The 24,232-nt window shown below is 63.4% G+C and carries 23 protein-coding genes and 1 tRNA gene; 16 read left to right on the top strand and 8 right to left on the bottom strand.

Annotated elements, in window-relative coordinates:
* Nucleotides 1-185: 185 nt before the first annotated feature.
* The 5 genes from ACX4ZE_RS07185 (at nucleotide 186) to ACX4ZE_RS07165 (ending at nucleotide 4,510) form a co-directional block, all read left to right on the top strand.
* A complete protein-coding gene (locus ACX4ZE_RS07185; protein ID WP_480272510.1) occupies nucleotides 186-902 on the top strand; it encodes a lytic transglycosylase domain-containing protein in 717 nt (238 codons plus the stop codon).
* A 114-nt stretch (nucleotides 903-1,016) separates the two neighbouring features.
* Nucleotides 1,017-2,303, top strand: coding sequence for a phosphopyruvate hydratase (eno, locus tag ACX4ZE_RS07180; protein WP_480272509.1), 1,287 nt, complete (start codon nucleotides 1,017-1,019; stop codon nucleotides 2,301-2,303).
* A 127-nt stretch (nucleotides 2,304-2,430) separates the two neighbouring features.
* Nucleotides 2,431-3,036, top strand: a complete 606-nt coding sequence (locus tag ACX4ZE_RS07175; RefSeq protein ID WP_480272508.1) for an FtsB family cell division protein — start codon at nucleotides 2,431-2,433, stop codon at nucleotides 3,034-3,036.
* Complete coding sequence (locus tag ACX4ZE_RS07170; protein ID WP_480272507.1) at nucleotides 3,033-3,560, top strand: DUF501 domain-containing protein; 528 nt, start codon at nucleotides 3,033-3,035, stop codon at nucleotides 3,558-3,560. The genes ACX4ZE_RS07175 and ACX4ZE_RS07170 overlap by 4 nt, the downstream gene beginning before the upstream one ends.
* Nucleotides 3,561-3,562: 2 nt before the next feature.
* On the top strand, nucleotides 3,563-4,510 hold the full coding sequence (locus ACX4ZE_RS07165) for a Ppx/GppA phosphatase family protein (RefSeq protein ID WP_480272506.1): 948 nt from the start codon (nucleotides 3,563-3,565) through the stop codon (nucleotides 4,508-4,510).
* A 17-nt stretch (nucleotides 4,511-4,527) separates the two neighbouring features.
* Here the strand turns inward: ACX4ZE_RS07165 and ACX4ZE_RS07160 are convergent, their stop codons facing one another.
* Nucleotides 4,528-5,022, bottom strand: coding sequence for an SRPBCC family protein (locus tag ACX4ZE_RS07160; protein WP_480272505.1), 495 nt, complete (start codon nucleotides 5,020-5,022; stop codon nucleotides 4,528-4,530).
* Nucleotides 5,023-5,343: 321 nt separating this feature from the next.
* Here ACX4ZE_RS07160 and ACX4ZE_RS07155 point away from each other — a divergent pair, with 321 nt between their 5' ends.
* Together ACX4ZE_RS07155 and ACX4ZE_RS07150 are read left to right on the top strand one after the other, a co-directional pair.
* Nucleotides 5,344-6,846: an amino acid permease gene (locus tag ACX4ZE_RS07155; RefSeq protein WP_480272504.1), complete on the top strand. Its 1,503-nt coding sequence runs from the start codon at nucleotides 5,344-5,346 to the stop codon at nucleotides 6,844-6,846.
* A 273-nt stretch (nucleotides 6,847-7,119) separates the two neighbouring features.
* Nucleotides 7,120-7,193 (top strand) — tRNA-Leu (locus ACX4ZE_RS07150).
* A gap of 66 nt (nucleotides 7,194-7,259) precedes the next feature.
* Here the strand turns inward: ACX4ZE_RS07150 and ACX4ZE_RS07145 are convergent.
* Nucleotides 7,260-8,063: an SDR family oxidoreductase gene (locus tag ACX4ZE_RS07145; RefSeq protein WP_480272503.1), complete on the bottom strand. Its 804-nt coding sequence runs from the start codon at nucleotides 8,061-8,063 to the stop codon at nucleotides 7,260-7,262.
* 218 nt (nucleotides 8,064-8,281) lie between these two features.
* Here ACX4ZE_RS07145 and ACX4ZE_RS07140 point away from each other — a divergent pair, with 218 nt between their 5' ends.
* Nucleotides 8,282-8,635 (top strand): hypothetical protein, encoded by a 354-nt coding sequence (locus ACX4ZE_RS07140; RefSeq protein ID WP_480272502.1) that lies wholly within the window; start codon nucleotides 8,282-8,284, stop codon nucleotides 8,633-8,635.
* Here the strand turns inward: ACX4ZE_RS07140 and ACX4ZE_RS07135 are convergent.
* Both ACX4ZE_RS07135 and ACX4ZE_RS07130 read right to left on the bottom strand, forming a co-directional pair.
* Nucleotides 8,605-9,216 carry a DUF305 domain-containing protein gene (locus ACX4ZE_RS07135; RefSeq protein WP_480272501.1) on the bottom strand — a complete coding sequence of 204 codons (612 nt, stop codon included), beginning with the start codon at nucleotides 9,214-9,216 and terminating at the stop codon, nucleotides 8,605-8,607. The two genes, ACX4ZE_RS07140 and ACX4ZE_RS07135, sit on opposite strands and share 31 nt — an antisense overlap.
* A gap of 12 nt (nucleotides 9,217-9,228) precedes the next feature.
* Entirely contained in the window at nucleotides 9,229-9,801 is a 573-nt protein-coding gene (locus tag ACX4ZE_RS07130; protein WP_480272500.1) for an AMIN-like domain-containing (lipo)protein, read from the bottom strand.
* 310 nt (nucleotides 9,802-10,111) lie between these two features.
* On the opposite strand from ACX4ZE_RS07130, the gene ACX4ZE_RS07125 reads away from it, so the two are divergent.
* Both ACX4ZE_RS07125 and ACX4ZE_RS07120 read left to right on the top strand, forming a co-directional pair.
* Entirely contained in the window at nucleotides 10,112-11,257 is a 1,146-nt protein-coding gene (locus tag ACX4ZE_RS07125; protein WP_480272499.1) for a class I SAM-dependent methyltransferase, read from the top strand.
* Nucleotides 11,258-11,396: 139 nt separating this feature from the next.
* Nucleotides 11,397-12,248: a Bax inhibitor-1/YccA family protein gene (locus ACX4ZE_RS07120; protein WP_480272498.1), complete on the top strand. Its 852-nt coding sequence runs from the start codon at nucleotides 11,397-11,399 to the stop codon at nucleotides 12,246-12,248.
* Between the two features lie 52 nt (nucleotides 12,249-12,300).
* Here ACX4ZE_RS07120 and ACX4ZE_RS07115 read toward each other — a convergent pair whose 3' ends face one another.
* Both ACX4ZE_RS07115 and ACX4ZE_RS07110 read right to left on the bottom strand, forming a co-directional pair.
* Entirely contained in the window at nucleotides 12,301-13,521 is a 1,221-nt protein-coding gene (locus tag ACX4ZE_RS07115; RefSeq protein WP_480272497.1) for an acetyl-CoA C-acetyltransferase, read from the bottom strand.
* 149 nt (nucleotides 13,522-13,670) lie between these two features.
* Nucleotides 13,671-14,132, bottom strand: coding sequence for a hypothetical protein (locus ACX4ZE_RS07110; protein WP_480272496.1), 462 nt, complete (start codon nucleotides 14,130-14,132; stop codon nucleotides 13,671-13,673).
* 103 nt (nucleotides 14,133-14,235) lie between these two features.
* Between ACX4ZE_RS07110 and ACX4ZE_RS07105 the strand changes: the two genes are divergently transcribed.
* Complete coding sequence (locus tag ACX4ZE_RS07105) at nucleotides 14,236-15,624, top strand: cystathionine beta-synthase (RefSeq protein WP_480272495.1); 1,389 nt, start codon at nucleotides 14,236-14,238, stop codon at nucleotides 15,622-15,624.
* Nucleotides 15,625-15,740: 116 nt separating this feature from the next.
* Here the strand turns inward: ACX4ZE_RS07105 and ACX4ZE_RS07100 are convergent, their stop codons facing one another.
* A complete protein-coding gene (locus ACX4ZE_RS07100; RefSeq protein ID WP_480272494.1) occupies nucleotides 15,741-17,117 on the bottom strand; it encodes an aminotransferase-like domain-containing protein in 1,377 nt (458 codons plus the stop codon).
* 110 nt (nucleotides 17,118-17,227) lie between these two features.
* On the opposite strand from ACX4ZE_RS07100, the gene ACX4ZE_RS07095 reads away from it, so the two are divergent.
* The 5 genes from ACX4ZE_RS07095 to ACX4ZE_RS07075 are packed head-to-tail and all read left to right on the top strand — an operon-like array spanning nucleotide 17,228 to nucleotide 23,376.
* Entirely contained in the window at nucleotides 17,228-18,076 is an 849-nt protein-coding gene (locus tag ACX4ZE_RS07095; RefSeq protein WP_480272493.1) for a nitrilase-related carbon-nitrogen hydrolase, read from the top strand.
* A gap of 13 nt (nucleotides 18,077-18,089) precedes the next feature.
* On the top strand, nucleotides 18,090-19,511 hold the full coding sequence (gene hydA, locus ACX4ZE_RS07090; RefSeq protein WP_480272492.1) for a dihydropyrimidinase: 1,422 nt from the start codon (nucleotides 18,090-18,092) through the stop codon (nucleotides 19,509-19,511).
* Nucleotides 19,512-19,520: 9 nt separating this feature from the next.
* A complete protein-coding gene (locus ACX4ZE_RS07085; protein WP_480272491.1) occupies nucleotides 19,521-20,546 on the top strand; it encodes a TIGR03842 family LLM class F420-dependent oxidoreductase in 1,026 nt (341 codons plus the stop codon).
* Nucleotides 20,543-21,871, top strand: a complete 1,329-nt coding sequence (locus ACX4ZE_RS07080; RefSeq protein WP_480272490.1) for an aminotransferase class III-fold pyridoxal phosphate-dependent enzyme — start codon at nucleotides 20,543-20,545, stop codon at nucleotides 21,869-21,871. Before ACX4ZE_RS07085 ends, ACX4ZE_RS07080 begins: the two co-directional genes overlap by 4 nt.
* Nucleotides 21,868-23,376 (top strand): CoA-acylating methylmalonate-semialdehyde dehydrogenase, encoded by a 1,509-nt coding sequence (locus tag ACX4ZE_RS07075; protein WP_480272489.1) that lies wholly within the window; start codon nucleotides 21,868-21,870, stop codon nucleotides 23,374-23,376. The genes ACX4ZE_RS07080 and ACX4ZE_RS07075 overlap by 4 nt, the downstream gene beginning before the upstream one ends.
* Nucleotides 23,377-23,420: 44 nt before the next feature.
* On the opposite strand, the gene ACX4ZE_RS07070 is transcribed toward ACX4ZE_RS07075, so the two are convergent.
* Nucleotides 23,421-23,936 carry a GyrI-like domain-containing protein gene (locus ACX4ZE_RS07070; protein ID WP_480272488.1) on the bottom strand — a complete coding sequence of 172 codons (516 nt, stop codon included), beginning with the start codon at nucleotides 23,934-23,936 and terminating at the stop codon, nucleotides 23,421-23,423.
* Nucleotides 23,937-24,232: the final 296 nt, after the last annotated feature.

The following is a 24,232-nucleotide window of genomic DNA, read 5'->3' as shown; positions in this document are numbered from 1 at the left end:
GAGCCAGTTCGGCGAAGTGGGCCCGAATTCGTTGTCCGCTAATGGAAGGCGACCGATGAGCGCGGCTCTTGTCCTGACCGCAGATGCCCGCCTGGTGACGTATTGCTCGGGAATTCGTCAGCGCGGCAGGTCTCTTCAGGGCGAACGGGCGATTGCTGTTCGGTCGTCATCTGGATCATGGAAGTGTGTTGCAGAAGACTGTCATTTCGGCCACCGCTGTAGTGGTTCTCGGGCTCGCTGGTTGTGGGATCGAGCGCCCTCCGATCCCGGAGGGGATTCCGCCAGGCCCGGGTACTCCGGTCCCCGTTATCGATGTGGATGCTCCTGGCCGTACCGCTGTTCAGTTGCGTGACTGGGCAGGTGAGCAGGCCGATCAGCTGGGTATTCCGTTGGTCGCGTTGGAGGCCTATGGTTACGCGGCGGCCGTGATGGCCAGGGCTCGACCCCATTGTGGTGTCGCGTGGACCACGCTCGCGGGCATTGCCAGCGTGGAGAGCAGACACGGCACCTACCGTGGTGCTGTGGTCGGCGCAGACGGTTCGGTTCACCCGCCGATCGTCGGTATCGCACTGGACGGTTCGCCAGGGGTGGCGTTGATCGCGGACACCGACAGTGGCGCACTCGATGGTGATCCGGTCCACGACCGGGCGGTCGGCCCGCTGCAGTTCATCCCGGAAACCTGGGCGCGTTGGGGGGTCGACGCCAACGGAGACGGGGTGATCGACCCGCAGAACATCGATGATGCGGCGCTCACCGCGGCGCGCTACCTGTGTGCCAGCGGCGGTGATCTCACCTCCGCGCAGGGCTGGCAGCGGGCAGTGCTCACCTATAACCAGTCGTACAGCTATCTGCTCACTGTGCGTGACCGGGCCGCAGGCTACAGCGTCGGGCGCAGAATGTGATCCATTGCTCTCCGGAGTGCCGGTTACTCGCCGTGCCGCGAGAGCGATAGGCTCGCAGCGCACGGCTATCCCTGTGAGACCTACCGTGCCAGCAGCCGAAGGAGTGTCGTTTTCGTGGCCATCATCGAACAGGTCGGAGCTCGCGAGATCCTGGATTCGCGCGGTAACCCCACCGTCGAGGTCGAGATCGCTCTCGACGACGGCACCTTGACCCGGGCGGCGGTGCCTTCCGGCGCGTCCACCGGCGAACACGAGGCCGTCGAACTGCGTGACGGTGGCGAGCGCTACGGGGGCAAGGGCGTGCGCAAGGCTGTCGAAGGCGTGCTGGACGAGATCGCTCCCGCCGTCATCGGCTTGGACGCCGTTGAACAACGCGGTGTCGACCAGGTGCTGTTGGACCTCGACGGTACCCCGGACAAGTCCCGGCTCGGCGCCAATGCTCTGCTCGGTGTCTCGTTGGCCGTGTCCAGGGCGGCGGCAGAGTCCTCCGGCCTGGAACTGTTCCGTTACCTCGGTGGCCCGAACGCGCACGTGCTTCCGGTTCCGATGATGAACATCCTCAATGGCGGTGCGCACGCCGATACCGGTGTCGATGTCCAGGAGTTCATGGTCGCCCCGATCGGTGCGTCGACTTTCAAGGAGTCGCTGCGCTGGGGTGCGGAGGTGTACCACGCGCTCAAAGCGGTGCTGAAGTCCAAAGGGCTGTCCACCGGCCTCGGGGACGAGGGCGGTTTCGCGCCCGATGTGGCGGGCACCAAGGAAGCGCTCGACTTGATCAGCTCGGCTATCGCCAAGACCGGTCTGAAGCTGGGTAGCGATGTCGCGCTCGCGCTCGATGTTGCGGCCACCGAGTTCTACACATCGGGCAGTGGCTACACATTCGAGGGCGCTGTACGGTCGGCCGAGGAGATGGCGCAATTCTATGCCGAATTGCTCACCGGCTACCCGCTGGTGTCCATCGAGGATCCGCTCTCGGAGGATGACTGGGATGGCTGGGTGACCCTGACCGATCAGATCGGCGATCGCATCCAGCTTGTGGGCGACGACCTGTTCGTCACCAATCCGGAACGTCTGGAAGAGGGTATTGCCAAGGGCGCGGCCAATGCGTTGCTGGTGAAGGTCAACCAGATCGGCACGCTCACCGAGACGTTGGACGCGGTGGAGCTAGCGCATCGCAACGGATACAAGACGATGATGTCGCACCGCTCCGGCGAGACCGAGGACACCACCATCGCCGATCTGGCTGTCGCTGTGGGTAGCGGGCAGATCAAGACCGGTGCCCCTGCGCGTAGTGAGCGTGTCGCCAAGTACAACCAGCTGCTGCGTATCGAGGACGCGCTAGGCGATTCGGCCCGCTACGCCGGAGAAGTCGCCTTCCCTCGTTACGTGTTCGACGAGTGAGATCCACCCCGCGCGGGCTGCGTACGGCACCGGCCCACGCGGGGATGGCGATGGGCCAGGAGGCGGTAGTTCGCGTGAACACGAAGGGCCTGGGAGCACTGCGGACCAGATACCGTAGAGGCATGATATGACGGAGCGACGTGTGCGTGGGACCAGCCCGGCCGGACGAGGCGACCGCCACACCTCGCGTGCCGCGCGGGCCCGTCCAGCCGACCCCGCGATCAAGCGTGGCCGTCGGCGGCAGGAATCCACGGAGAAGAAGCCTGGTGCGCGCAAATCCGTGTCGCGTCCCGCGACCGGTAAGAACGACCACACTATTCTCGGATCACTCACCGGTAAGGCGGTGATCTTCGCGATAGTGGTATGCGCACTCGCGCTCACCCTCTCGGTGCCGATGCGTACATATTTCACTCAGCGTGCCGAGGCCGCTCGTCTGGCGCAACAGCGGCAGGATCTGGAGCAGGATCTGGCCCGGTTGCGTGATCGTCGTGCACAGCAACAGGATCCGGCCTATATCCGCACTGAGGCGCGGGATCGGCTCCGTTTGGTTATGCCCGGCGAGACGCCCTATATCGTGCAGGTACCTGGTATCGAGGCGCCTGCGCCGTCTCCTGCGCCGACTAAAGCCAGGCAACCAGAACCCTGGTATACCGAGTTGTGGCGCAGCATCTCCGAGCCGCAGCCGACGTCGACTGCGGAGTCGCCACCGCAAGAATCGGAAGGACCCAGGTGACCGCACCGACCGACAAGGATCTCGCGATCATCGCCGAGCAGCTGGGCCGCGCACCACGCGGCGTGCTCGCCATCGCCTACCGTACTCCGGACGGGTTGCCCGCCGTGGTGAAGACCGCGCCACGGTTACCAGACGGTACTCCCTTTCCCACACTCTATTATTTGACCGATCCCCGGCTCACCGCGGAGGCGAGCAGACAAGAATCCGCGGGTGTGATGCGTGCGATGACCGAACGGCTCGACATCGACCAGGAACTGGCCGCCGCCTATCGCGCCGCGCACGAGAGTTATCTGGCCGAGCGCGATGCGATCGAATCGCTCGGCACTGATTTCACTGGCGGTGGAATGCCGGAACGGGTCAAATGTCTGCACGTTCTGATCGCGCACGCACTGGCCAAAGGACCGGGGGTGAATCCACTTGGCGACGAGGCAGTGGCGCTGGCCGCCGAGCGTGATCTGCGCGGTACCGCGATTCCCGCCGACTGGCCGACCCATCACCCATCGGCTCCGAGAGACTGGAACTAGCTATGACTGACCGGGTAGCTGCCGTGGACTGCGGCACGAACTCCATCCGCCTGTTGATCGCCGACGTGCGTGCGGACGGCGGACTGACTGACGTGCGTCGCGAGATGCGTATCGTCCGTCTCGGTCAAGGGGTGGACGCAACCGGTTCGCTTGCGCCGCAGGCGATCGAACGCACCCGCGCGGCCTTGGCCGACTATGTCGCGCTGATGCGGGAAACAGGGGTAGGCAGGGTACGGATGGTGGCTACTTCCGCTATCCGGGACGCCGCCAACCGGGACGAGTTCTTCGCCATGGCGCGCGCCGAACTCGCAGCCGTGGTTGTAGGGGCGGAAGCCGAGATGATCAGTGGTGACGAGGAGGCGCGTCTGTCTTTTGCCGGGGCGATCGGCGAACTGCCCGACACAGCAGGGCCCTTTTTAGTAGTGGATCTGGGCGGCGGGTCGACTGAGCTGGTATTCGGCGACAGCACGGGAGTGCGGTCCGCGTTCTCCGCCGATATCGGCTGTGTCCGGATCACCGAGCGTTGTCTTGTGGACAATCCGCCGACTGCCGAGCAGATCACCACCGCCCGCGCCTTCGCCACAGAGCGGCTGGCCGAGGCATTCACGCGTGTCCCCGTGGACGGAGTGCGTACCTGGGTCGGTGTGGCGGGCACGATGACCACGCTCGCAGCGGTAGCTCTCGACCTCCCCGAATACGATTCGGCGAAGGTTCACCTCACCCGACTCGGCTCGGACCAGGTGCACGAGGTCTGCGATCGGCTGATCGCTATGGACCATGGCCAGCGCGCGGCTCTAGGTCCGATACATCCCGGCCGGGTCGATGTGATCGGCGGCGGTGCGGTCATCACCGAGGTACTTGCGGAGGAACTGTCCCGCCGTGCGGGGATTTCCGATCTGGTGGTCAGCGAACACGATATTCTCGACGGTATCGCCCTGTCGATCGCCTGACCCGTTCTCGCGGGTACTCACGTGCGCGGACCGTCGCTCTGGTCCGGATCCGTTTCGGTATGCGCTGTGTCTGAGCGTTCTCTGCCGACCGCGAGATCGGCGAGCCTGGACAGCGATTCTTTGTTGCGCGGCGCCAGAAGTATTTCCTGGAGAACCCGGGGTAGCGCCATTCCGATCCCGTGCCGCGCGTGTTCGTACATGCGGATATGGGTTTCGCTCGTCCGTGTCTCCTGGAGCCCGATGCGGATCAATGTCGAGCCCAGTGGCCTGATCGTAGACTCCCATTCGAGCCGATACGGTGGTATTGCCAGGATTACTTCGGCAGTGTCCTTCATTGTGAACGGCCATACTCCGGCGCTGTAGTGCAGCCGGGAACCTGCCGCAGGCCAGGTGTCATCCACGTCGCGAACATGTGCGGTGCCGACCAGCCAGGCCGAGTACAGCCATCCATCGGCCAAGACGGCGAAGACCTGCTCCGGCGCTGCGCGCGCGGTGACTGCCACGTGAACCATCGGCACAAAGCTTTCTGAACGAGTCTGTCGTACTGGTCTATCAGACGATTATCGAATGCCCGGTTTTGTCAGACGCAAACCATCCGCGTCCCTGTCTTCGTATTCAGTCGGCTGATACCGGAGCCTCGGCGTCGGATACTGTGACCAGGTTCTATGATCCAGGGCATAAGTCCGTTTTTTCGGTATAACTGGACTGCCGTAGGGTGTGCGGGCTGATCGTCGCACAACCACGCTACGTATCAGCAATTTCATAGCTGATACGCATTGTTGGGTTGCCTGGGCGTAGAACAGACGCGCAACAGCACGAATGAAGGAGAGCACGTGACGAACCCCGGATCACAAGCCGATACGGCGGGTGGTGCTTCGTCTCGCTTGGGCGGCTTATTCCGCACCAAGACCATCGAACAGTCGATCCGCGACACCGACGAGCCCGGATCGAAACTGCGTAAGGACCTGACCGCCTGGGATCTCACAATCTTCGGCGTCGCAGTCGTGATCGGCGCGGGTATCTTCACGCTCACCGCCAGGACCGCGGGCGATATCTCAGGTCCCTCTATTTCGCTCGCCTTCGTTTTCGCCGCGCTCGCCTGTGGATTGACCGGGCTCTGCTACGCCGAGTTCGCCTCCACCGTGCCCGTAGCTGGCAGTGCGTATACGTACTCGTATGCGACCTTCGGAGAGCTGGTCGCCTGGATTATCGGCTGGGACCTGGTCCTGGAGTTCGCACTCTCGGTATCGGTGGTGGCCAAGGGATGGTCGCAATATCTCGGGGAACTGCTCGGCACCGCACCGATCACGCTGTTCGGCTCAGTGACTTTCGACTGGGGCGCGGTGGCGCTCATCATGGTGCTCGGCGTACTGCTCGCGACCGGCACCAAGGTGTCCTCGCGGGTGTCGGCGGTGGCGGTGGCCATCAAGCTCGGCGTGATCGCGTTGGTCATCGTCGTCGGCCTCACTTACTTCAAGACTTCGAACCTCTCGCCGTACATCCCGCCGTCCGAGCCGGGTACGCATGGCGAGGGCCTGCGGCAGTCGCTGTTCTCCTATCTGACCGGCGCGGGGAACAGCACCTACGGCTGGTATGGCTTGCTCGCGGCGGCCAGCCTGGTGTTCTTCGCGTTCATCGGTTTCGATGTTGTCGCCACGGCGGCAGAGGAGACCAAGAATCCGCAGCGCGCGATGTCGCGCGGCATCCTCGGCTCGCTGCTCATCGTCACTATTCTCTATGTCGCGGTGTCGTTCGTGCTCACCGGCATGGTGTCCTACAAAGAGCTGGCCGGTAAGGACGCCACATTGGCGACTGCTTTCGCGATCCACGGAGATACTTGGGCGAAGAACATTATCTCGATCGGTGCTCTCTTCGGGCTCACCACAGTGGTGATGGTGCTGTACCTCGGGCAGACCCGCGTGCTGTTCGCGATGGCCCGCGACGGCTTGGTGCCACGCCGGCTCGCCCGCACCAGCAAGCAGGGCACACCGGTCCGGATCACCGCACTCGTAGGTGTGGTGTGCGCGGCGCTGGCGGGCTTCGTCGATTTCGGCAAGCTGGAAGAGATGGTCAACATCGGGACATTGTTCGCGTTTTCACTGGTTGCGGTCGGCGTGCTCATCCTGCGTCGTACCCGCCCCGACCTGCCGCGCGGGTTCCGCGTTCCGTTTGTTCCGCTGCTTCCCCTGCTCGCGCTGCTAGCCTGCCTGTGGCTGATGCTGAATCTGTCGGTGGAGACCTGGTTGCGGTTCCTGGCGTGGATGGCGATCGGGATTCTAGTCTATTCCACTTATTCTCGGCGCAATTCCGTGCTCCGGAAAACCCAAGCTGCCTAGCCGGGCGCATTCCGTTCGGTGACCATGCGTGCGACCACGTCCTTGTGCTCAGTCTTGTCGAGCACGGTGAACTCGGCGTAGTCGGGCAACAGCCGAATCATGCCGCGCCGCAGCCGTGACCAAGCCTCGATCGACAGGATCTGTTGTGACCGGTAGCGACGCCTAGCGTAAGTTCTGTACGAGCCCGCTGCCCCGGCAACGACCGGGGCAGCGCTAATCCGATGAGCCGCCGGGATTTCGGTACATTTCTATGGTTCGGTAAGCTGTCCCGGCGCCCCCATAGCCCAATTGGCAGAGGCAGCGGACTTAAAATCCGCCAAGTGTCGGTTCGAGTCCGACTGGGGGCACTCCGGAAAGCACGTAGAGCGCCCTGGAAGACCGTCTCGGCGTTTCTGTCCTATCGGCGGGGCGCCTCAGCGGGAAAGGCCATGGTTTCGGGCGATCAAACGTTCCATGCTCGTGCGAGGCAGTAGCCTGCGGAGGGCGAACAAGATGGGGGCGTTGTCGCCGACGGCGTACAGAGGGCGGGGTCGGTGGGCTTCGATCGCTTTGACAATGAGAGCGGCGACTTTCTCCGGGGTGATGCCTTTGATCTGCTTCGCATCGAGTACCGCCATGAAGGTATTGAAATCAGTGGTGTGAATGGACCCTTCAGTGAGGTATCGCTTCCGCCGTCCCCAAAGGCCGGTGTTGGTCTGGCCCGGTTCGACTGCGGTGAGCCATACCCCGAAGGGCGATTCCTCGAAGCGTGCGGCGATCGCGAAATTGCGTAGCGCCGCCTTGGTTGCGGCATAGGAGGAGCGGTAGGGCATCGGGAAGCTTGCGAGCATGGAGCCCACCATCACCACTCGCCCGTACCCGCGTTCCCGCATATGAGGTAGAAATGCTCGAGTCAGGGTGATCGGGCCGAGCACATTCAGCTGGAACAGCCGCTCGATCGCGTCGCCTGGCAGTTCGGCCAGTGGCCCGGCCTGGCTTTCGCCCGCATTGTTGACCAGTATGTCGACCTGGTCGATCCCGGTGAGGAACATCTCGATCGATGCTTTGTCGGTCAGATCGAGTGCTCGGTACTCGACTCCGGCGACTTCGGCGTCAGTGGGGATCGTGTCGAGATCCGGACTGGTCCCGATCACTCGATACCCACGCTCGGCGAGCTTGACGGCCGTGGCCTTTCCTATTCCGGATGAAGCCCCGGTTACCACGGCGATGCGGGACATGAGTAGGCTCCTTTCAGTACCGATGAGTCTTTCAGTACCGATGAGTCCACGATATGCATGGAATCTCGAGGCTGTCGAACATCAAGCTCAGCTGCCGGGAAATCGGAGGCAGCGGATCCGAGCGTTGTATCCACACTAGCGTTTCGACAAAGTCGATCCGGGCATCCTCCTCGCAACAGGCTCGGGCTCAGCTGCCAGTTCGAGGAATGAGGAGCACCATGACAGCGGATGACCAGCCGTGGGAGATACCTCCACTCGATGGGGCTCCAGACGTCGCGCGTGACTCTGGTGCCCAGCAGGGGGCGGTGCTGGCGGATACCAGGAACTGGCCGGGGTACGGACTGCTGTTCGTCGCGGCAGTGCTCGCGATCGTCGCGGCAGTGCTTGTGGCGCGAGGGCTCGATTGTGCCGCTGTCGCAGCTGCCGTGATCACTGCGGTCTTCGTACTGATCGGTGTTGTATTCATTGTGCTCGGGCGACAGCGCAGGGTGCTCGGGCGACAGCGCAGGGTGCTCGGGCGACAGCGCAGGCGTTCGCGCAATCAGCTCTGGCGGAGCATGGCGCGCATCTGACCGATCTCCGTTTGCTGGATCTCGATGATCGAGCGGGCCAGCGCCTTTGCTTTGTGGTTCAACCCTGCGGAGAGTTCGGTCTCGGCCATGGCGATGGCGCCGTTGTGGTGTTCGGTCATCATGGTCAGCCACTGGCGGTCGAAATCCGGACCCGATGCGGCTCGCAGGGCCGCCATCTGCTCTGTGGACAACATGCCGGGCACCTGGCGGTTCGCGTGCTCTTCGCTCGTCGTCGGGGCGGGTTCGCCGAAGCTTTGCAGCATGGCGGTGAACTCCTGCATTTCCGGTGCCTGCGCTTGCTCGATCGTTGTGGCGAGCGCGAGTAGTCGCCGATTGTCGGTGTGGTTCGGCGCCAGCCTGGCCATGTCGATAGATTGCGCATGATGCGGGTACATCGTGCGCAAGAACGTCACGTCGGCATCGTTGTGCGCGATGCGCCTCGGTGTGCCCGCGGTGGTCGCCATACCTACCGAGCCATCGTGCGCGGTGTCATGACCGGTATCGACATAGCCACACCCGGCAAGGCTCAGAGTGGTGACTGCGGCCAGGACGAGGAGCAGGCGGGTTCGAGCGATGAACATAGGCGCTCCTTGTCAAGGGCGGGTGATGTCCACTACGAGCCGGGTCGGGTTGGACAAGGTGTGCACGGTGAAGGCCGGGTGATCAGCCTGCACGCCGACGAATGATTGGGTGGTGCCTTCGAACACCGTACTCCCGTAGACGCCGACGATGCCGGGTACCGCGGGGTTGTGCACCGGATCCGGGCCTGCGTACGGCGCCACGCCACTGTCGAAGGGGTAGGCCGAACCGAGGATACGCACTTCGAGGACCGATTGGCCGGGCACGTCGACGAGATCGCCTCTGCCGTCCCGTGTGGCGCGGTCGGTGTATTGCACGATCCAACCGGGTGCGCCGTCCCCACCGAGGTGATAGACCACACGATCAGCGCTCGGCCCGCGTTCCAGTCGGATATCGGTGACTGTGAGCGCGGCGGCATTAGAGGCTGTGCTCTGTTTGGGAGAGGAGTCCTGCCCACGATCAGGTGCCGCCAGGGCGGATGAACCGACGAGTGAGGTGCCAGGAGTCTCTGAGGGTGAATCTCTGTTGCCGCAGCCCGAGAGCAGTACCGTCGTGACCGCGACGATCAGCACCATCCAATTGCGCATGGGCTGATGCTACTCAGCAGACAGCGACGGAGGGTGTAACCGGAGATCGTTGCGCTTCGTTCGTCTTCGGATTGTCCTCTAGGTACCGATAATGCCGCAGGCCTGCGACCGGCATAACCGGATATCCGCTCATGCGCAGGTCATTACCGGTCGATAGTCCGAAATATGCCGTAGCGGTAGCTGGGCGAGTACCCGTGAATCCCTTGTGCCGGTGCGCTTCACGAGAAAAGTCGTGCTGCCGGAAACTGTGCCGCAGTTGACCAGGCGGGGCGGGCGTGACCGCAGGGCAACGATTTAGCACACTTGAGGTGTGGGAGATGTCGACGACATACTCGGCCGGCTGCGACGGTACCCGGATGTGGAGGCGCCGAACCTCTACGCGGTGGATGCCGCTGATCGGCTGATTCTCGAAGTCGCCACCGACGCCGTGGCGGCCGCTGACAGCGGGAAAGTAACCGTAATCGGTGACAACTATGGTGCGCTGACTCTGGGCGCTATCGCGGGGCATGAGCTACGCGACGTCCGGGTACATCAGGATCTGCTCACCGGCGAGCTAGCTCTCGCGAACAATGCTCGCGCGGCCGGTCTTTCGGAATGCTATACCGCGCATCCACTCGGCCGGGAGTTGCTCAGTGACGCTCGGGTGGTGTTGCTTCGCATGCCCCGCGCGTTAGCCGGTCTGGCCGAGATTGCCGATGCTGTCGCCCGCTATGCCGATCCGGGGGTCGAGGTGTTCGCAGGCGGTCGGGACAAGTATCTGACCAAGTCGATGAATGACATACTGGCGCAATCTTTCTCCGAAGTACGTGCTAGCCGGGGCAAACAGAAATCGCGTGCGCTGTTGGTATTCGGGGCCAAACCCGCCGGTGAATTGTCTTTCCCGAGGCGCGAGCGGATCGACGAACTAGAACTGGAGATCGTCGCGCACGGTGCGGCCTTCTCTGGCGCCCGTCTGGATATCGGAACCAGATTCCTGCTCCAGTATCTGAAACTGATGAAGCCGGATGCTCGTGACGCCATCGACCTCGGTTGCGGCACCGGCATCCTGGCTGTGGCATTGGCTACGGCACGGCCTGGGATCACTGTGGTCGCCACCGACCAATCCGCCGCCGCGGTAGCGTCGGCTCGGGCTACCGCCGAGGCGAACCAGGTCGCCGACCGGGTGGCCGTCGTACGTGATGACGCGATGTCCTCGGCCGCGGACAACAGCGCCGATCTGGTTTTGTGCAATCCGCCGTTCCACGTCGGCGCGGCGGTGCACACCGGATCGGCGATCAAGATGTTCGCCGAGACCGGGCGAGTGTTACGTCCCGGCGGAGAGTTGTGGACTGTGTACAATTCGCATCTCAACTACCGGGCCGTGGTCGATCGGATGGTGGGCCGGACCGAAGTGATCGGCCGCAATCGGAAATTCACGGTGATTCGGTCCGTATGTGGTCTGCGTGGCCCAAGGTAAGGGCACAGGGGCCCGCGGATCGGGAACCAACAGTGGCCCACTGTGCGTTGAATTTAGACATAACGGTCCTCATGGCATGCTGACCAGATGATTCGACGGCGGTAGCATCCACGGGAGTCGAGACGACAGGAGGCGTGTTTTGCGTACCACGAGCAATCCGGTTTTCAGGAACCTGCCCAAGCAGGAAGGCGGTGGATACGCCGGCTTCGGATCCGGTGTGGCCTCCGCGGGACAGTTCGGCAACCAGTACTCCCAGCATCCGCAGTACCAGCAGTCCTATCCGCAGGCGCCCGCGACCACCAGAGCGATGACCATCGACGATGTGGTGACCAAGACGGGCATCACCCTCGCGGTGCTCGCTGTGTCCGCGATCGTCTCCTATGGTCTCACCAACGCCAACACTTCACTCGCTCCGTTGTTCGTGATCGGCGGCGGACTGGTCGGTCTGGTGCTGGTGCTGGTCGCGACCTTCGGCAACAAGATGGACAACCCGGCGCTGGTGTTGTCCTACGCGGTCGCTGAGGGGCTTTTCCTCGGTGCGCTGTCGTTCATGTTCACCAATGTCGCTTTCGGCGGGGCCGGTGGCAGTGCGCTGATCGGTCAGGCGGTGCTCGGCACATTCGGTGTCTTCGCGGGTATGCTGGTGGTCTACAAGACCGGCGCGATTCGGGTGACACCGAGGTTCACCAGGATCATCGGCGGCGCCATGATCGGCGTCCTGGTACTCATGTTGGGCAATCTGATCGCCAGCTTCTTCATCTCCGGCGGTCTGGGCCTGCGTGACGGTGGTCCGCTGGCGATCATCTTCAGCCTGGTGGTCATCGCCATCGCCGCGTTCAGCTTCCTGCTCGACTTCGATGCCGCCGATCAGTTGATCCGTGCGCAGGCACCCGAGCGGGCGGCCTGGGGTGTCGCACTCGGTCTCACCGTCACCCTGGTGTGGCTGTACATCGAGATCCTGCGGCTGCTGAGCTACTTCCAGAACGACTAGCCGCACAGCCACAGGGCGGTCGCTGGAGTTCCGGCGACCGCCCTGTGGTGTCTCAGCTCAGGCGTTCGATGACCATCGCCATGCCTTGTCCACCACCGACGCACATGGTCTCCAGACCGAACTGCTTGTCGTGGGTCTGCAGGTTGTTGATCAGTGTGGTGGTGATCCGGGCGCCGGTCATACCGAACGGGTGCCCCAATGCGATCGCGCCGCCAGAGACGTTCAGCTTGTCCTCGTCGATCTTCAGCTCGCGAGCCGATCCGAGCACCTGCACCGCGAACGCTTCGTTGATCTCGACCAGATCGATGTCATCGATGGTCTTGCCCGCCAACGCCAGGGCGCGCTTGCATGCCTCGATCGGGCCGAGGCCCATGATCTCCGGCGACAGACCGGAGACGCCGGTGGATACGATGCGCGCCAGCGGGGACAGGCCCAGCTCCGCGGCTTTGGTGTCGCTCATGATGACCAACGCCGCCGCCCCGTCGTTGAGCGGGCAGCAGTTGCCTGCCGTGACCGTCCCGTCCGGACGGAAAACTGGTTTCAGCCCGGCGACTGCCTCGTAGGTGACCCCGGCGCGCGGACCGTCGTCTGTGCTGACCACGGTGCCATCCGGCAGCGTGACCGGAGTGATCTCCCGTTCGAAGAAACCGTTCTTGATAGCCTCCTCGGCGCGGTTCTGCGAACGAACGCCCCAACGGTCCTGCTCTTCGCGGGTGATGCCGGTCAATGACGCGACGTTCTCGGCTGTCTGCCCCATCGCGATGTAGGCATCGGGAAGCAGGCCGTCTTCGCGCGGGTCGTGCCAGACGACCCCACCGCTCTCAGCGATCTTCGCGGTGCGCTCTTGTGCTGCGGCGAACAGGGGGTTCTGCGTGTTCGGCCAGCTGTCGGCAGAACCGTTCGCATAGCGCGACACGCTTTCCACGCCAGCGGAGACGAATACATCGCCTTCGCTTGCCTTGATCGCGTGGAGCGCCATCCGGGTGGTCTGCAGGGACGATGCGCAGTAACGGTGCACAGTGAGACCGGGCAAGAAATCGTAGCCGAGCTGCACCGCGACAATGCGTGCGATATTGAAGCCCTGCTCGCCTCCTGGTGAACCGCAACCCAGGATCAAGTCATCGATCTGGGCCGGGTCCAGGGCAGGTACTTTGTCGAGCGCTGCGCGCACAACCTGTGTAGTCAGATCGTCAGACCGCATGTCGACCAGCGAACCCTTTCGGGCCCGGCCGATCGGGGAGCGTGCGGTCGAAACGATGACTGCCTCGGGCATTGAGGACTCCTTTGTCGGACAATCTCGGCTGACCCGCTTTGTTACTCGCGAGTCTGTATCGAATCTACGTCGCGTCCCGGAGTGCGCAAAGCATGGGTTGTTCCGCCCCGCACTGTGATCAGTAGCGAAAACAGTTGCGTGATTGTGCCTCAGCCCGGTACCACGAAGGAGCCTTGAGCTGGGATATTCGCTGCGTCGGTTGAGATGGTGACCTCGACCAAGCCGGGGCCAGTGTCCTGGAACAGCGCGTACTGGATGCTGCCGTAGATCCCGGTGACCACGGTGTTGTCATAGCTGCCGGTTGTGCCCGTGGTGACGTTGCGCCAGGCGACCACCGTGCGCACCGTACACAACGGAGCCAGCGGGTAGGCACCCGGTCCGATACCCGATACAGGGAGCGCGCGGACGTTGAGTATGGCGCGGCCGGGCCATGCCGGACTGGTGTCGGCCCAGGTGCGGATAGTGGTCCAGCACAGTCCGCCGTTGGCCATCGTTGGCACCTGTGGAAACTCGATGGTCGCCGCTGCCGCTGGTACCGCGGATCCGACTGTGAGGGCTGTCGCTGTTCCTGCCAGAATGGTCGCGGCGCGAGTGACGGCGGACTGCTGCATGGCAGCGATCCTAAACAGACGGGCGGCGATACACCGGTAACCTCCGACCGGCTACGCGCGGTGTGCGCGAACGCACAGTTAGCGCATCTGCAACGATGGGGGCATGCGCATCGCGGATCATGTCGTGGATCTCATCGGCAACACGCCGCTGGTTCGATTGAACTCGGTCGTCGGGGTGAACGAAGGATTGGTTGCGGCCAAGATCGAATATCTCAACCCGGGTGGCAGTGCAAAAGATCGGATCGCGGTGAAGATGATCGACGCCGCCGAGAGATCTGGGCAGCTACGTCCTGGCGGCACCATCATCGAGCCGACCTCCGGCAATACAGGTGTCGGACTGGCATTGGTCGCGCAGCGACGCGGCTATCAGTGTGTATTCGTCTGCCCGGACAAGGTCAGCGAGGACAAGCGCAATGTGTTGCGCGCCTATGGCGCCGAAGTCGTGGTGTGCCCGACCGCAGTGCCGCCGGAGCACCCGGACAGCTACTACAGCGTCTCCGATCGTCTGGTGCGTGAGATCGATGGCGCGTGGAAGCCCGACCAGTACTCCAATCCCGGTGGTCCGGACAGTCACTATGCGACCACTGGCCCAGAGATATGGCGCGACACCGAAGGTAAGATCACCCACTTCATCGCGGGTGTCGGAACCGGTGGCACCATCACCGGCACCGGTCGCTACCTCAAGGAGGTCTCCGGTGGGAAGGTGCGGATCATCGGCGCCGACCCGGAGGGATCGGTGTACTCCGGTGGCACGGGCAGGCCTTATCTGGTCGAGGGCGTGGGTGAGGACTTCTGGCCGTCCGCCTACGATCCCGCCGTGCCGGACGAGATCATCGCGGTGTCCGATGCGGACTCCTTCGATATGACCCGCAGGCTGGCTCGTGAGGAGGGTCTGTTGGTCGGCGGTTCGTGTGGCATGGCGGTGGTCGCGGCTATCGAAGTGGCGCGGCGCGATCCGGATGCGGTGATCGTGGTGCTGCTGCCCGACGGCGGACGTGGCTATCTGTCGAAGATCTTCAATGACCAGTGGATGAGTTCTTACGGATTCCTGCGGGAACGACTGGATGGCGCGGCCGAACCATTGGTCGGTGATGTGCTGCGCGGCAAATCCGGCGCGTTGCCGGACCTGGTGCACACCCATCCGTCGGAGACACTGCGCGACGCGATCGAAATCTTGCGCGAGTACGGCGTGTCCCAGATGCCAGTGGTCGGCGCGGAGCCACCGGTGATGGCAGGTGAGGTCGCAGGCAGTGTGTCCGAGCGCGACCTGCTGTCCGCAGTCTTCGAAGGGCGGGCTCACCTGACCGATTCTGTGGCCGAGCACATGAGCCCCTCGTTCCCGCTGATCGGTTCAGGCGAGCCCATCTCCGCTGCGACGAAGGCGCTTTCGGATACTGATGCGCTCATGGTCGTCGAGGGTGGTAAACCCGTCGGCGTGATTACCAGGCACGACCTGCTCGGTTTTCTCAGCATTGGCAATATCGGAAAGTGATCGGCCGCGTGGTGGGTGGCGTCCGGTAACAACGTCTCCCGCTGCCATGGTTTCTAAATACCGACGGTAGTTGAATGGTGGCTGAACAGCACCTTGGGGCGACCAAATCACTCCACTCACCCCGACGACATACTCGACCGGTGCCGGTCGAGGGGGAAGTATTCCGATCGGCGGGGGCATGCGGCTATGGCGAGGACGGCGGCGACTTCGTCGACGTCTTCGGTGAGGGGTGCGATCGTCACGCGCACCGCTTGCGGGTGGCCACGGTCGGCGACGAAGAAGGGTCCACCGGGAGCTACGCGAATGCCGTTGGCGGCCAGGTGAATCAGTGCGCTACGTTCATCGGCTACCGGTAGCCAAACGTTGAGGCCCTGTCCTGCGGCGAGGGACACATCGTGGCTGCGTAGTGCGTCGACGAGGGCGCGCCGGCGAAGCTGGTACTGCGCGCACGCGTGCTCGATGGTGCGGGTGACGGTGTCGTCGCGGAGCATTTCGTACAGCAGGCGCTGCAGGATGCGTGGCGTCCAGCCGGGACCGAGAACTCGTGTGGCGACAATGCGATCGATGATGTCCTCCGGTCCGGAGAGGGCCGCGATCCGCAAGTCGGGGCCGTGCGATTTGGAGTAACTGCGCACATGTAGCACATGATCGGGCAGTCTGCGGCCGATGCTGATATCCGGCGCGGGGACAACCGGACCGGCATGATCGTCCTCGACGATCATGCACCGATGGTCAGCGCGCCGCAGGATCGCGGCGAGTTCCTCGGCGCGATCGGCGCTCATCGATGCCCCGGTGGGATTCTGCGCCCGCGGTTGCAGAACTGCGGCGGTAGCTCCAGCGGCCACCGCACGCGCGAACTCTTCCGGCAGCACCCCCTCTTCGTCCATCGTGACCGGAACCAGTCGCGCGCCGATCGATTCCAGATGGTCGAGGATATAAGGGAAGGTGGGGTCCTCGACGATTACTCGATCGCCGAAACGGACCACGGCGTGCAGACTGCGGACGACGCCGTCCATCGCGCCGTCAACGACGGTCAGTGCGCCGGACTTGGTGGGCCAGCCCGCTTGCAGCAGCCGACCGAGTTCGGGAACCACAGGGGCTTGATGGTAGTCGGTGGTCTCGGCGTTGAGCGCCAGTCGGGACAGAATCGAGCCGATTTCTGGCAGTAGCACGGGGTCGGGCGTTCCGAGGGAGAGATCCAGCCGCGCGACGGTGGCGCCACGGGTCATTCCGCCGGTCCGGGATGGTGCCGGTCTGGGTCTTTTCTCGGTGACGAAGGTCCCACTACGGCCGCGCGTGACCACCAGTCCTGCCTGCGCCAACGCTCGCCAGCCGTGGCTTACGGTCGCGGGGCTGACCCCTAGCTGAGCCGACAGCTCCCGCACTGTGGGCAGTCGGTCGCCCGCGCGCAGTTCGCCACTGGTGATGAGGCGGGCGATGGTGCCCGCGATCCCGGCTGGCGTGGGGTCGTCGATCTGAATCCGGTCGACCATTTTCACTTCTCGATCACGGAGCGCGATTACACTTTCGACACTGGCTGAAGTATTCAGGAAATGTTTACCTGTAAAGATAACATAACCAATTCCGGGAGGGAGATCGACAGGTGACGACAATCAGGGCCGCTATCACTCAGGTGGCATGGACCGGCGACAAGGAGTCGATGCTGGCTGAACACGAAGGGTTCGTCGAACAAGCTGCCGAGGCAGGCGTGCAGGTCATCTGCTTCCAGGAGCTGTTCTACGGACCGTACTTCGGCAATGTGCAGGACAAGAAGTACTACGAGTACGCAGAATCCGTGCCGGGACCGATTACCCAGCGGTTCACGGAACTGGCCAGACGTCATCGGATGGTGATCGTACTTCCGGTGTATGAGGAAGACCGGCCCGGTGTTTTCTACAACACCGCGGCAGTGATCGATAACGATGGCAGTTATCTCGGCAAGTACCGAAAGAATCATATTCCGCATCTGCCCGGCTTCTGGGAGAAATTCTATTTCCGGCCGGGGAATTCGGGCTATCCCGTATTCGATACCGCAGTGGGTAAGATCGGGATCTATATCTGCTACGACCGACATTTCCCTGAGGGGTGGCGAGCCTACGGACTCGGTGGGGCCGAGCTCGTGTTCAACCCCTCGGCCACCAAACCGAGTCTTTCCAAACGACTTTGGGAATTGGAACAGCCCGCAGCGGCCGCCGCGAACCAGTACTTCATCGCGGCCAACAACCGCATCGGCACAGAAAGCGACGAGTTCGGTGGCGATGCCGTCACCTTCTACGGCAGTTCGTATTTCGTCGATCCGCGCGGGAACTACGTCGGTGAGATCGCCTCCGCTGACAGTGATGAGCTGGTGGTCCGCGATATCGATCTGGACCTGGTACGCGAAGTCCGCGGCGAATGGCAGTTCTATCGTGATCGGCGACCGGATTCTTACCACGCCATCGTGGCGCCCTGATCCGGGAGGGCAGATGGCCACCACACTGATCACGGGTGGAACGGTTGTCTCGGCAACCGGGCGTGTCGCGGCCGATATCCTGGTCGACGGAGAACGCATCGTCGCGCTAGTGCGGCCGGACAGTACCGTGCTGGGCGCGAATCCGGCCGAGACCGTGGACACCGTCGTCGACGCGACCGGAAAGTACGTCATCCCCGGCGGCATCGACGCGCACACCCACTTATCCATGCCATTCGGCGGTACTACCGCGTCCGACGATTTCGAGACCGGAACCAGGGCAGCGGCCTGGGGCGGTACCACCACGATCATCGACTTCGCGGTGCAGAAGTTCGGCGAGCGCGTGCAGGACTGCTTGCAGACCTGGCACGATATGGCAGCGGGCCAATGCGCGATCGACTATTCGTTCCATCAGATCGTCGGTGATGTCGACAACGAATCCTTGGCGGCGCTACGGGAACTGCCCGACGAAGGCATCACCAGTTTCAAACTTTTCATGGCCTACCCGGGTGTCTTCTACAGCGATGACGCGCAGATTCTGCGTGCCATGCGGATCGGCGCCGACGCTGGGCTGCTGACCATGATGCACGCGGAGAACGGCCCTGCCATCGACGTGCTCGTCGCCCAACTGCTGGCCGAAGGCAAGACCGAGCCGTACTATCACGGCATCGCCCGCGCCTGGCAGCTGGAGGAGGAGGCCACCCATCGGGCGATAATGCTCGCCGACCTCACCGGGGCGCCGCTGTATATTGTGCACGTCTCCGCGAAGCAGGCAGTCGCCCAACTGGCCGCGGCCCGCGATCGGGGTCGTAATGTTTTCGGCGAAACCTGCCCGCAATACTTATATTTGTCATTGGAAGACAACCTCGGCGCGCCGGGTTTCGAGGGGGCCAAGTGGGTGTGCTCGACACCCCTGCGCTCCCGGCAGGAAGAACATCAAGACCAAGCCTGGCAGGCGCTGCGTACCAATGATCTGCAAATGGTGTCCACCGACCACTGTCCCTTTTGCATGAAGGGACAGAAAGACATGGGTCTTGGTGATTTCTCCAAGATTCCCAATGGCATCGGGTCCATCGAGCATCGTATGGACCTGTTGTATCAGGGGGTGGTGGACGGCAGGATCACGCTGGAGCGCTGGGTGGAGATCACCTCGACCACCCCGGCCCGCATGTTCGGTCTATACGGCCGCAAGGGCGTGCTGGCTCCCGGCGCCGACGCCGACATCGTGATCTATGACCCGAATGGCCACACCTCCATTGGTCTCGGCAAAACCCATCACATGAATATGGACTACTCGGCATGGGAGGGCTACGAGATCGACGGTCACGTAGACACTGTGCTCTCCCGGGGCAAGGTCGTCGTGGCCGATGGCGAATATCGCGGCCGCAAGGGCGACGGGCAGTTCCTGCGCCGTGACCGGTGTCAGTATCTGATCTGAGGAGAGGCCATGCAATTCGGAGTGGTACTTCAGTGCGACCCGCCCGCGGCGCGCACTGTGCAATTGGCGAAACTCGCAGAGGCGCACGGGTTCAGCCATCTGTGGACCTTCGATTCGCATCTGTTGTGGCAGGAACCGTACGTGCTCTACAGCCAGATTTTGCACGAGACGAAACGGATCATGGTCGGGCCGATGGTGACCAATCCGGCGACCAGGGACTGGACCGTCACCGCATCGCTGTACGCCACGCTCAACGAGGCGTATGGCAACCGCACTATCTGCGGGATCGGCCGCGGCGATTCGGCGGTGCGGGTCGGCGGTGGCAAACCCACTACGCTGCGCGCCTTGCGCGAGTCCATCCATGTGATCAGGGAACTAGCCAATTCCCGGCCGGTCGACTACGCGGGCAATACGGTGCAGTTCCCGTGGAGCGTCGGTTCGACACTGGATATCTGGGTGGCCGCCTATGGGCCGAAGGCACTCGCGCTGACTGGTGAAGTGGCCGACGGGTTCATCCTGCAACTGGCCGACCTCGATATCGCCGAGTGGATGATCCGCACCGTACGTAAGGCCGCGGTCGCAGTGGGCCGCGAACCGGGCTCGATCAAGATCTGTGTGGCTGCGCCGATGTATATCGGCGCCGATCGGGCGCATATGCGCGCGCAGTGTCGCTGGTTCGGCGGAATGGTCGGCAATCACGTCGCCGACATCGTTGCGCGCTATGGCGCCGATGGGCTGGTGCCGCGTGCACTGACCGAATACATCGCGGGCAGAACAGGTTATGACTACAACCAGCACGGTCGTGCGGGCAATACGCACGCCGACTTCGTTTCCGACGACATCGTCGAACGGTTCTGCATACTCGGCACGCCCGACGAGCACCTCGCCAAACTACGCAAACTCGCTGAGCTCGGCGTCGACCAGTTCGCGGGCTACCTGCAACACGACAATAAGGAGGAGACCTTGCGCGTCTACGGTGAGACCGTTATCCCGCTACTGCGGCAACACATCACGGCGACGAAGGTGAGCGCATGACCACCGTGCGCGCGGATCTGGACGCGCACGCCTACGAACTGGACCGCAGTCATGTGTTCCACTCCTGGTCGGCGCAGTCCGCATTGGACCCGCTGGTGCTGGCAGGTGGTCGCGGCTGCCGGGTGTGGGATCACGCGGGCCGGGAGTATCTCGATTTCGCGAGTCAGATGGTCAATGTGAATATCGGCCATCAGCATCCCGTGGTCACGACCGCGATCGCCGAACAAGCGGCCCGGCTGAGCACTATCGGACCGGCTGTCGCGAATTTACATCGCGGTCGAGCGGCCCAGCGGATCGTCGCACTGGCGCCGGACGGTTTCGAGAAAGTGTTCTTCACCAATGGCGGTGCGGACGCGAACGAGAACGCGATCCGGATGGCGCGGCTGCACACTGGCCGCGACAAGGTGCTCTCGACCTACCGTTCCTACCATGGCAATACCGGGGCGGCAGTGGCCGCGACAGGCGACTGGCGGCGCATGCCGAACGAGTACGCTCGCGGCCACGTACATTTCTTCGGTCCTTACCTGTATCGCAGTGAGTTCTGGGCGACCAGCGCCGAGCAGGAGTGCGAGCGGGCGCTGCGGCATCTGGAGCGGGTTGTGCAGTGCGAAGGTCCGGCGACGATCGCGGCGATTCTGTTGGAGAGCGTGCCTGGCACCGCCGGTATCTTGTTGCCGCCGTCCGGGTATCTCGCCGGCGTCCGTGCCATCGCCGACCGGTACGGGATCGTGCTGATTCTCGACGAGGTGATGTGCGGATTCGGCCGCACCGGACGGTGGTTCGCATTCGACGGCCACGGCGTGACACCCGATCTGATCACCTTCGCCAAGGGAGTCAACTCCGGGTATGTCCCAGTGGGCGGGGTGGTCATCGCCGATGACATCGCACGCACTTTCGACGAGACCGTCTTCCCCGGCGGTCTCACCTATAGCGGGCATCCATTGGCCGCGGCCTCGATCGTGGCGGCTCTGGACGTGATGGCCGCCGAAGGGATTGTGGCGAACGCCGAGCGGATCGGCCGCACTGTGCTCGGCCCGGCCCTGGCGCGACTGGCGCAGGATTGCTCGGTGATCGGCGAGGTGCGCGGCGAAGGCGTGTTCTGGGCGATCGAATTGGTCACTGATCGTCACACTCGCGAACCGGTATCGGCGGCGAGCATGGCATGGGTGAAGTCCGAACTGATCGCTAGGGGACTGCTTGCATTTCTGGCCGAAAACCGCATTCACGTAGCACCGCCGTGCGTGGTTACCGAAGCCGAGGTCGCCAAGGCCGCTGCTGTGTTGAGCGAGGTATTGACGGCTCTGCCCGCCGAGGAGTTTCGATGACGGGACCAACGACCACCGATATTGTCGACCATTGGGTCGGTGGCAAATCCTGGACGGGCGAATCCACTCGTACCGCCCCGGTATACGACCCGGCTCTGGGCACCCCGCAGCGCGGTGTACGGATGGCCACCGGTGCCGACGTCGGCGTAGCGGTCGCTATGGCTGCCACCGCATTGCCCGGCTGGCGCGACTCCTCGGTCGCCACCCGCCACCGCTTCTTATTGAATTTCCGCGAACTCCTTCATGCCCACAGTGGTGATCTGGCGCATATCTTGACCGCTGAGCACGGCAAGGTACTGGCCGACGCGGCAGGCGAGGTCGCCCGCGGGCTCGAGGTCGTCGAATTCGCGCTGTCCATGCCGCACCTGCTCAAAGGCGAGTTCAGCCAGAATGCTTCGACCGGGATCGATGTGTACTCGGTGCGTGAGCCGGTCGGTGTGGTCGGCATCATCAGCCCGTTCAACTTCCCGGCCATGGTGCCGTTGTGGTTCTTCCCGATTGCGATCGCGGCCGGGAACACCGTGGTGCTCAAGCCGAGCGAGAAGGATCCTTCGGCGGCGAACTGGCTGGCCGAACTCGCGGCTGAGGCAGGGTTACCCGCGGGCGTGCTGAACATCGTGCATGGAGATAAGGAGGCGGTGGACGCATTGCTCACCCACCCCGAGGTTGTCGCGATCTCATTCGTCGGCTCCACGCCGGTCGCCGATTACGTATATCGGACCGCCAGTGCGCACGGCAAACGCGTGCAAGCGCTCGGCGGGGCCAAGAACCACATGTTCGTCCTGCCGGACGCCGATCTTGACTTGGCCGCGGACGCGGCTGTCAATGCCGGCTTCGGCTCGGCAGGCGAACGATGCATGGCGGTCAGCGTGGTGCTCGCGGTAGACGCCATCGCCGACGACCTGGTCGCCCGGATCGCTGCGCGTATGACCGGCCTGCGTACCGGCGACGGCCGCCGCGGTTGCGATATGGGGCCACTGATCACCCGCGAACATCGTGATCGAGTAGCCGGGTATCTCGATACCGCAATCGCGGACCAGGCGCGTCTGGTAGTCGATGGCCGTGCCGCCGCCATCGACGGAGACCCGAATGGGTTCTGGCTCGGCCCGACACTGATCGACCAGGTGCCGGTTGCCTCGGCGGTCTATCGCGATGAGATCTTCGGGCCGGTGCTCTCGGTGGTGCGGGTCGAGGGCTTCGAACATGCCGTCGAGCTCATCAACGCCTCACCCTATGGCAACGGTACGGCGATCTTTACCAGCGATGGCGGCGCGGCGCGGCGCTTTCAGCGGCAGGTGCGCGTCGGCATGATCGGCGTGAACGTGCCGATCCCCGTACCAGTGGCATATCACAGTTTCGGCGGCTGGAAGGCATCGCTGTTCGGCGACGCGAAGGCGTATGGCCCGAATGGGTTCGCATTCTTCACCCAAGAGAAGACGATCACCTCCCGCTGGCTGGACCCGAGCCATGGCGGCGTGGATCTCGGTTTTCCGCGCAACAGCTAGCACCACTGAAGCACAACCCGCTACGGATCAGCGTGACCGCCCGTTCACCGCACTTCCGCCCGGCTCTGCTGTGCCGCGCGCCGGATACGATGCCAGGACATCGCCGGGTCGAGCCCGACATAAAGGTCGTGTGCGGTTTCTTCGCCCGCCGGCGTGTATCCCACATCGAGTTTGAAATCCGTAGGCGGAATCCCTTTGCGTTCGGCCCATGCCAACATCGTCCCGAAACTCTTCGCTATATCGGTCACCGGACCTTTGTGCCGATGGAACAACAAGCGCTGTGGCGCGATCTGCACTACGGAGAATTCGTCCGGACACGGTTCGCTACAGTCCACCACTGCCCCGACCAACTCGCGGTACCGCCCCTCGGTGACCTCCAGCGATACGTCGACCAGCCGTCCGGATGCGCTCACCGGCAGTTCCGCCAACGATGCGAAGACGCGACTCCACGCGCGGGAGACTTCAGCACCGAGGTCTTGCCAGTGCGCCACCACTTCGATGCCCATAACGGTTGCGCCCGGACAGTCCAGGATTTCCATGCTCACCTTCCCATCGGTCATTCGTCGGTACTACGGCGCGACCCGCCCACCTGCACCAGGTTCCGCGCGCGACGCGTGTTATCGACTTTCACGAGGAGGACGCACGGTGTGGGCGCCTCTCCTGACGAGAGCTCCGGTGGTGGCCGGGGCGGTCGACGTCGCACTCTGCTCAGGCATGTTGTCCTCGCCCGTACTCCCGGCCGCCCACGTGGTGAGCGAACTATAGGTAAACCGAGATAACGAAGTATAACAATTCACTGTCCACCGGCTTCCCTGGTTCCGCGCTATATGCGAAGAGCCGACTCAAAGTATGGGGT

This window comes from Nocardia sp. TBRC8007 (assembly GCF_056629435.1).
The sequence above is the reverse complement of the archived record's forward strand: the minus strand, read 5'-3'. Positions and strand labels throughout refer to the sequence as shown.